Source organism: Alphaproteobacteria bacterium (assembly GCA_019695395.1).
Classification (GTDB): domain Bacteria; phylum Pseudomonadota; class Alphaproteobacteria; order JAEUKQ01; family JAIBAD01; genus JAIBAD01.
The window spans coordinates 1-2,791 of record JAIBAD010000079.1 but is presented as its reverse complement, the minus strand read 5'-3'; the positions used below and the strand labels follow the sequence as shown (position 1 = coordinate 2,791).

The 2,791-nt window shown below is 35.4% G+C and carries 4 protein-coding genes; 1 reads left to right on the top strand and 3 read right to left on the bottom strand.

Annotated features, from left to right (window positions below; all coding sequences use genetic code 11):
- Both K1X44_09030 and K1X44_09025 read right to left on the bottom strand, forming a co-directional pair.
- Positions 1-824 (bottom strand): hypothetical protein (locus tag K1X44_09030; GenBank protein ID MBX7147428.1); only part of this gene is annotated, 824 nt, incomplete at its 3' end.
- Positions 825-1,065: 241 nt separating this feature from the next.
- Positions 1,066-1,635, bottom strand: a complete 570-nt coding sequence (locus tag K1X44_09025) for a hypothetical protein (protein MBX7147427.1) — start codon at positions 1,633-1,635, stop codon at positions 1,066-1,068.
- A 296-nt stretch (positions 1,636-1,931) separates the two neighbouring features.
- Here K1X44_09025 and K1X44_09020 point away from each other — a divergent pair, with 296 nt between their 5' ends.
- Positions 1,932-2,258, top strand: a complete 327-nt coding sequence (locus K1X44_09020; protein MBX7147426.1) for a DMT family protein — start codon at positions 1,932-1,934, stop codon at positions 2,256-2,258.
- Positions 2,259-2,311: 53 nt separating this feature from the next.
- Here K1X44_09020 and K1X44_09015 read toward each other — a convergent pair.
- On the bottom strand, positions 2,312-2,791 hold a 480-nt coding region (locus K1X44_09015; protein ID MBX7147425.1), incomplete at its 5' end, for a hypothetical protein.

Sequence of the window (2,791 nt, the reverse complement as noted above, 5' to 3'; positions counted from 1 at the left end):
TCATAATCTTTACCACCTGGATACACATCATTTCCATCTCTGGCTGAGGCATAACCTTCACCCGTGCCAATTTCTAATCTATCACCACCATCACGTCCGGCAACAAGATCTTCATCACGGCCACCACTAAGAACTTCACCCATAGCACTTCCTAAAATGACATCATTTCCACGACCACCCAAAACCTGGGAGATAGATCCAGTATACGCAAAACCATCCCCACCATTGCCAATAATAACATCGTCTCCATTCCCACCTAAAACAGAGTTAGCTCCCAAATAACCAGGGCCTGGTAACCAAACAGCAGAACTATAATAAAGAGCATCATTTCCATCACCACCATCTATATAGTTTTTTCCATCACCACCCATTATGTAATCATTTCCATCACCACCATAAATTGTGTCATCTCCCTTACCACCTTCAAGATAGTCAGCATCACCTTCACCATATAAGCTATCATTACCATCTTCACCCCAAAGATGATCTATACCTGATCCCCCAGAAACAATGTCATTATCATTCCCACCATATAAATTATCATCGCCATCTTGGCCATAAAGTGTATCTGAACCTGTACCACTATAAATTTTATCGTTAAAACGACCACCAATCACTACATCATTACCACCATAACCATATACTTCATTACTATCGTTATAAGCAGTAACAATGACATTATTACCTTCGGTTCCATAATAACGAGTAAGTTCTGTTGTGTCATCGCGTGGATTAAGGCTTCTTGATGTTTCAGATGGTTCAGATGAATTTTTTAATAAGCTTTTTTTAGACAAAGTTGTAGTATTCGTTAAACTATTCTTCATAATTATATATATCCTTTAAGTATAAAATTTATAATATTAGTCGTTAAATTATTTTTTTTAATAACAATATAAAAAACTATAAGTAAATTATATTAATCTTAAACATAAAAATGTAAGTTTATCATAATTATGATATTACAATCTTTCATCACTATTGATTCAAAGTAATAATCATTAAAACCTTTCACCAGAGTGTGAGCTATTAATAATTTTATATATCAAGAAGAATTCTGGATAGATTTTATAAATTTTTATATTGATTATGGGGATGGCGGCTATCAAGAATGGAATAGCCATCATCCTGGGAGGTGGGATGATGGTGATGGGCGGATTCAACAAAGCCGCTATATTCTTGCTCTTGAACTCCTGGATATTTTTGAACCCCAGCATGTCCTTGAACAAAGCCATGCATTTTATCCATTCTTTTCTGTTGGGTTTTGGATGGATCAGTTTGTTGGTTACGCAGAGATTTCTTGGGGTTCAGGCGATTAACCAACCATTTGCTGCTGCCAATGACCATCCGGCTATAGGATAGGCGCTGTGATGGGGTAAGGGTTTTGTCCTGTTCCAATAACTGTTGCGCTTTTCTAACAATACTGGCCACACGGTCGGTAATAAGATCGCTATGGATCCTTCTGGCTTTTTCATACAGGGTGAAGAAATCAGCCTCTTCCATCAACCAGGCCATGATTTGCCGTAATGGGGGAAATACTTCCCCATCTTCCCCTTCATTCAGATTTTCTAAGCTATAGCCCATGGCGAGTTGAATACAGATTTGTTTTCCAAGTTCAGCATCATATAGAATAGACATTCCCTTCTTCCTTTCTTATTAAAGGTCAATAAAAAAGCCCCTGTCCAAGGACAAGGGCTTTAAATGTTTTTTTATCAAAATGGCTTAAGATACAATAATTCAATTATGACAACATCTAACACATTTCTATTTCTTTGTCAAGTGAATTCTTATCATTTATCCATAAATATTTAAATTTGTCTTGGATTTCATTGACATTCTGGCCTAATAAAAAAATAAAAAACATTGGTTAAATTTTAAAAAAATTATTATTTTAATTTTGTTTTTACCTATTCATCTTTGATTGTGAGATTAAAATGTACACCATTCTTTTGCTAACTATGTCCAACGTATTTATGACCTTTGCCTGGTATGGTCATTTAAAATATAACAATGTGGCCTTGTGGAAAGTTATTGCCATTAGTTGGGGCATTGCCTTTTTTGAATATTGTTTAATGGTGCCCGCCAATCGTCTGGGTTATGGCCAATTCAGTGCCGCCCAATTAAAAATTATCCAAGAAATTATTACCCTTTCTGTTTTCGCCATTTTTGCGTTGCTTTATTTGGGTGAACCTATACGTTGGAATTATATGGCAGCCTTTGCCTGTTTAGTGGGTGCAGCCTATTTTATTTTTTATGCCTAAAGAAAAACTGCTGGAACGGGAATCCCAGCAGTTTTTATTAAATATTTAACCAATTATACAGTATGTTTAGGATCAACTACTGCTGTCAAATAGGATTGGCTATATTGATCATTGGTTGCAAAACCCTCAACCATACCAGATCCATCAATCCCAAATCCTGCCATTGCTCCTGCTAATAATGAGATATTATTTTCTGCTGTAAAGGGCATGGTTTTTAAAAAATCGTCAATAGCGATTTTCTTATTTGTATTTGATTGGATATATTCAATATTTTTATAAATATCTTTTTCACCTGTTCCTTTATGAATCGTATAAAATTCATTACGAGATACATATGTAAAAATAAAATCACTGAAATTATCACTTGTGAAATCAACTATATCTAGATCATCCCCACCATCTATTACATCTTCTGCTCTATCTGCTGACATTTTAAATACATCTTCGCCACTATCACCATTTAATTGATCATTCCCCCCTAGATCCGTCATTAAATCGTCCCCAGATCCCCCATATACTTGATCATTATCAAA

Bases quoted from the DNA above. Each gene is read 5' to 3' on its own strand.
- K1X44_09025 (MBX7147427.1), bottom strand. From the start codon at position 1,635: ATGTCTATTCTATATGATGCTGAACTTGGAAAACAAATCTGTATTCAA.
- K1X44_09020 (MBX7147426.1), top strand. From the start codon at position 1,932: ATGTACACCATTCTTTTGCTAACTATGTCCAACGTATTTATGACCTTT.